Source organism: Mesorhizobium sp. M7A.F.Ca.CA.001.08.2.1, assembly GCF_003998455.1.
GTDB classification, from domain to species: Bacteria; Pseudomonadota; Alphaproteobacteria; order Rhizobiales; family Rhizobiaceae; genus Mesorhizobium; species Mesorhizobium ciceri.
Window position 1 is genome coordinate 976 of sequence record NZ_RZPW01000325.1, and the last position, 5,540, is coordinate 6,515.

Genomic DNA, 5,540 nt, shown 5'->3' on the forward strand with positions numbered 1-5,540 from the left:
AGATCGAGGAATTCGCCACAGTGTTCGTATCCTTTTTCCCGCAGCCGAAGCTGTTCTTCACTTCGGCCGCCGTCTGGAGCCTTGCGGCGATCCTGTTCTGGTTCTTCGGTGGTGAACAATTAGGTACGGTTTTCGGATTGCCGCCCGCCGCGGCCGGCGCGCCGCCCATCATCGGCATCGCCATCCTCGTATCGAAGCCGTTCCTCTGGTTCTATCTCTATTTCGCGTTCTGCGTGCTCGTCTTCTACGCATTCTGGAGCTGGTATTCGCCGCATCCATGGCAACGCTGGTCGATCCTGATGACCGCGGTCATCCTGTTCTTCATCTATTTCAATGTGCAGGTCAGCGTCGCCGTCAACGCCTGGTATGGGCCTTTCTTCGACTATGTGCAGGGGCTGATGTCGGGGACTGGAAAGTCGACCAACAGCGAATTTTATATCGGATTGGCTGATTTTTCGTGGCTCGCCCTGGTCGGCATGAATGTGCAGGTGGTCAACGCCTTCATCGTCAGTCACTGGATCTTCCGTTGGCGCACGGCGATGAACAACTACTTCGTCGAGAATTGGGGCAGGCTACGCCATATCGAGGGTGCCTCGCAGCGCATCCAGGAAGACACGATGCGGTTCTCGCAGATCATGGAAGATCTCGGCTCCAGCTTCGTCCAGTCGATCATGACCTTGATCGCATTCCTGCCGGTCATGATCCAGTTGCAGGCCCATATCACCGAGTTGCCGATTATCGGCGCGATTCCACAGCCATTGGTTGTCGCAGCCCTTGCCTGGTGTCTGTTCGGGACGATCTCGGTCATGGTTGCAGGTCTGAAACTTCCAGGGCTGCAGTTCCGCAACCAGCGCGTTGAGGCAGCCTACCGCAAGGAACTCGTCTACGGCGAGGATCACGCGGACCGGGCCCAGCCGGCCACCACGGCCGAGCTGTTCGAGAATGTTCGCCACAATTATTTCAGGCTCTATTTCCACTACATCTATTTCAACGTCGTCCGTTACACGTACCTGCAGGCCGACAACATTTTCTCGCTGCTGATCCTCGGTCCCTCGCTGGTGGCGCACAAGATCACGTTCGGCGCGCTGAACCAGATTTCGAACGCATTCGGCAAGGTGACCGGTTCGCTGCAGTTTCTGCTCACCTCCTGGTCGACCATCGTCGAGCTGCAATCGGTCCACAAGCGCCTGCGCGCCTTCGAGGCGACGCTGCAAGGCGAGCCGCTGCCCGATATCGACCAGCGCTATCTGGCAAGGCAGGGCGCTGAGGATCCGGCCTAAAGATCGAGGTTGGAAACGAACCGGGTTGGCGGCTCAGCCGCCGACCGAAGCTTGCTTCTGGGAAGCATCTTGCCGCGAAACATAATCGCGAAAACTGATGCATTCGACATCGGCCTTGACGCAGACCTCGCCGGCAAAGCGCTCCAGCGCGTTCCAGTAAGCGCCGTCATTCATCAGCGCGAAGTGGAAGCCGAGTTCCAGCGGAATACGCTTGTCGGCATACTGCTTGTCGAAGGCGGCGCGGAAGGCATCATAGGTCCGGTTGGCGAACTCGCCCGCTTGGCTTGGCCGTTCGAAGCCGCCGGAATGCCTGACATAGAGATTGTAGTCCATGGCGATCACCGGCCGTGACTTCGGTCCTTCTGGAATCTGCGGCAGCGAAAAGTGCATGACGCCGTTGCTGGCCGTCGGTCGGGCGGGGCCCTGCGAGACGCCGCTGGCGTCGAATTGATAGCCGGCGGCCGGCAGCGCTTCATAGAGCGCCTTGCCCGTCGACAGATACGGCGCGCGAAAACCGACGACCGCATGCCGTGCGAAATCGCGCCAGCCCTCAGGCTCGGGCGCAATGCCGTTGATGGCATAGGCGTTCTCGAGAATGTGCTCGAACGAACCGAACTCTTTCAGCCAGTCGGCCTTGCTCCAGTCCTTGCCGTCGAAATGGCCGCAGCCATGGCTGGCGATGTCGTGGCCCTCATGCGCGGCAAGCCCGATCTGCTCGAGCCGGTCGGTGACTTCCTGTTTGGAGGCGGCAAAGCCGATATTGGATTTCCCGGCGCTTCTGCCGGGTGCGGTGTATTCCTTGCGTGTTTCCGTCGACAGCAGGAAGACGCAGGACAGAAAATAGGTGAAATGTGCGCCGGTGCGCTCAGCCAGTGCTCGACTGCGCTTCCACTGCGAAATGTCGCGGGCGCTGTCGAACGAGATGATGACGACCTGCTTGGGCTTTGCCGGCACCGGTGGCGCGGGCGGGTCGGCCAGAGCCACGCCGGCAGTGACGAGCGCGGCAAGCGAAAACGCAACAACGCGGAACGGACGAAGCATAGGAAATCTGATCTTAACTCGGGGAACGTCTGCAAGCCGGCTATCGCCTAAATGTGGCGCGGGTGCGATGGGCCTCTTCGGCTGCTCGTCCGGGGCAAACATCCGTTTGCCCCGGACAATAGGCGATTTTCCGGTCGAACCCCTTCCATGCCGGCAAAATTTCGCTAAAACGCGGGCTGACAAAGGCCCGACCGGGCAGGAATGGTTTGATTTGATGTCCGACGACAGTTTTATCCGTGAAGTCAACGACGAGATCCGTCGCGAACAGGCGCAGGCGCTGTGGGACCGTTTTGGCCCAGCCCTGATTGTCGTTGCGATCCTCGTGGTGCTCGGCACCGCAGCCTTCGTCGGCTATCGCTATTGGGACGAGACGCGCGCCAACCGCTCGGGCGATGCGTTCTCGCAGGCGCTGAAGCTTGCCAATGACGGCAAGAACGATGAGGCGCTGACCGCGCTCGATCAGTTGGAGAAGGATGGCTACGGCGCCTATCCGCTGCTCGCACGCATGCGCGGCGCGACCGTCAAGGCGAACAAGGGCGACGTTCCCGCCGCCGTCAAGGATTTCGACGAAGTCGCCGCCGACACGGCCATTCCTCAGAGCATTCGCGACATGGCGCGGCTGCGGGCAGCGCTGCTGCTCGTCGACCATGGCTCGTTCGCCGACGTGTCCAGCCGTGTCGAAGCGCTGACATCCGACACCAACACGCTGCGCCACACGGCGCGCGAGGCGCTCGGCCTTTCCGCCTGGAAGGAAGGCAAGACGCAGGACGCGCTGAAACTGTTCGACCAGATCGCCGCCGATGACGGCGCCCCGCGCAACACCCGCGAGCGCGCAACATTGATGTCCGAGCTGATCCGCGGGTCGGGCAGTGCGTCGTGACCTTCAAAGTCGCCATCATCGGCAGACCTAACGTCGGCAAATCCACTCTCTTCAATCGGCTGGTGGGAAGAAAGCTGGCGCTTGTCGACGACACGCCGGGCGTCACCCGCGACCGTCGCGTCCACGCCGCCAAGCTCTACGACCTGCATTTCGATGTCATCGACACCGCCGGCTTCGAGGACGCTGGTGCCTCGACCTTGCCCGGCCGCATGCGTGCGCAGACCGAGATCGCTATCCGCGAGGCCGACCTGATCTTCTTCACCATCGACGCCAAGTCCGGCCTTTTGCCTGATGACAGGACCTTCGCCGAGATCGTGCGCAAGTCCGGCAAGCCGGTCGTGCTGGTCGCCAACAAGGCCGAGGCGAAGGGCGCCCAGGGCGGTATGCTGGAAGCCTGGGAGCTCGGCCTTGGCGAGCCGATCCCGGTTTCGGCCGAGCATGGCCAGGGCATGCCCGATTTGCGCGACGCCGTGATCGGCGCGCTCGGCGAAGCGCGCGCCTTCGGCGAAGACGAAGATGGCGAAGACGAAGAGATCGCTGCCGGCGAGGTGCTGATCGGCGAGGATATCGCCGATCCGGATGCCGAGCACACCTATGACGACACCAAGCCGATGCGCATCGCCGTCGTCGGCCGTCCCAATGCCGGCAAGTCGACGCTGATCAACGCGCTGATCGGCGAAGAACGGCTGCTCACCGGACCGGAAGCCGGCATCACCCGTGATTCGATCTCGGTCGATTGGGATTGGCATGGCCGCCGCCTGAAGCTGTTCGATACGGCCGGCATGCGCCGCAAGGCCAGGATTCACGAAAAGCTCGAAGTGATGTCGGTGCAGGACGGCCTGCGCGCCATCCGCTTCGCCGAGATCGTCATCATCGTGCTCGACGCCACCATTCCCTTCGAGAAGCAGGATCTGCAGATCGCCGACCTGATCATCAGGGAAGGGCGGGCGCCGGTGATCGCCTTCAACAAATGGGACCTGATCGACCATCCCCAGGAGCTTCTGGCCGAACTGCGCGAGAAGACGGAACGGCTTCTTCCCCAGGCGCGCGGCCTGCAGGCCGTACCTGTCTCCGGCGAGACCGGGCGCGGCCTCGACAAGCTGATGGATGCCGTCATCAGGACCCACAAGGTATGGAACAGCCGCGTCTCGACTGGCAAGCTCAACCGCTGGCTGGAAGGCATCCTGGCACACCATCCGCCGCCTGCCGTGGCCGGGCGCCGGCTGAAGGTCAAATACGTCACCCAGGCCAAGACCCGGCCGCCGGGTTTCGTTGTCCAGTGCTCGCGGCCCGATGCGATGCCGCAATCCTATGTCCGCTATCTCTCCAACAGCCTGCGCGAAGCCTTCGATATGCCCGGCGTGCCGATCCGCATCGCGCTGCGCACGTCGGACAATCCGTTCGCCGGCAGGTCGAACAAGCGTAAATAAGCGGTCGGGCGCTGGATACCTGTTCCGGCTGTCTAAGCGACCTCCTTCAACCGCTCGTCCCGTGGCAGCGCCTGCAACGCCGCCTGCAGCAATATGTCGGCCAGCCGCGCTGCCACCGGATCCAGTTCAGCATCCTTCTGGTGCAGCACCAACGCCATTTTGGGCAATGCAGGCAGCCCGGCGATCTCCGGCGTCATCGCGCTGACGCTGGCCGGCAGGCCGATGTCGGTGCGGATTGTCAGCCCCAGCCCCGCCGCCACGGCTGCCCAGATGCCGCCAAGGCTCGGGCTGGAAAAGGCCATCCGCCACGACAGGCCGGCGCGGTCGAGCGTTTCGGTTGCCACCGTGCGCAGAAGGCATGGCGCTTCGAGCGCCGCCAGCGGCAGCGGCTCACTGTTGCGCAGGCTGGTCTCGATACGCTTTGCCGGCCCGATCCAGCGCATCGGCACATCGGCGACATGCTGGCTGTAGGGCAGCGTTTCGCCGCAGTGCCAGGCGAGCGCGATATCGAGGCTGCCTGACAGGACCCTTTCGGCAAGGTCGTGGCTGCGTGCGATCCTGGCTTCGATCTTCACCTTGGGGTGCGCCCGGGCAAATCGGCCGAGCACGTCCGGCAGCACCGCCTCGCCGAAATCTTCCTGCAAGCCGAGCCGTACCCAGCCTTCCAGCTCGACACCGTGGATGGCGGATGCCGCCTCGTCATTCAATTCGATCAGCCTGCGCGCATAGCCGAGCATGGTCTCGCCGGCCTCGGTCAAAGCGAGGCCGCGTCCTGATTTGCGGAAGATCGGCGTCGCCGCCTGTTCTTCCAGTTTCTTCAATTGCGCGCTGACCGCCGACGTCGACCGGCCAAGCCGGTCAGCGGCCTTGGCAAAGCTACCCAGCTCCATGCCGGTGACGAAACTGCGC

The 5,540-nt window shown here is 62.8% G+C and carries 5 protein-coding genes; 3 read left to right on the top strand and 2 right to left on the bottom strand.

The features are described 5' to 3' along the window. Positions 1–20 precede the first annotated feature (20 nt). Positions 21–1,280, top strand: coding sequence for a peptide antibiotic transporter SbmA (gene sbmA, locus EN914_RS19400; RefSeq protein ID WP_013532851.1), 1,260 nt, complete (start codon positions 21–23; stop codon positions 1,278–1,280). A gap of 33 nt (positions 1,281–1,313) precedes the next feature. Here the strand turns inward: sbmA and EN914_RS19405 are convergent, their stop codons facing one another. Continuing rightward, positions 1,314–2,321, bottom strand: a complete 1,008-nt coding sequence (locus EN914_RS19405; RefSeq protein WP_024502629.1) for a polysaccharide deacetylase — start codon at positions 2,319–2,321, stop codon at positions 1,314–1,316. Positions 2,322–2,535: 214 nt separating this feature from the next. Here EN914_RS19405 and EN914_RS19410 point away from each other — a divergent pair, with 214 nt between their 5' ends. Together EN914_RS19410 and der are read left to right on the top strand one after the other, a co-directional pair. After that, entirely contained in the window at positions 2,536–3,201 is a 666-nt protein-coding gene (locus EN914_RS19410; protein WP_013532849.1) for a tetratricopeptide repeat protein, read from the top strand. Further along, complete coding sequence (gene der, locus EN914_RS19415) at positions 3,198–4,631, top strand: ribosome biogenesis GTPase Der (RefSeq protein ID WP_013532848.1); 1,434 nt, start codon at positions 3,198–3,200, stop codon at positions 4,629–4,631. Before EN914_RS19410 ends, der begins: the two co-directional genes overlap by 4 nt. Positions 4,632–4,663: 32 nt before the next feature. Here the strand turns inward: der and EN914_RS19420 are convergent. Next, positions 4,664–5,540: LysR substrate-binding domain-containing protein (locus EN914_RS19420; protein ID WP_127389209.1), on the bottom strand; the 877-nt coding region annotated here is incomplete at its 5' end.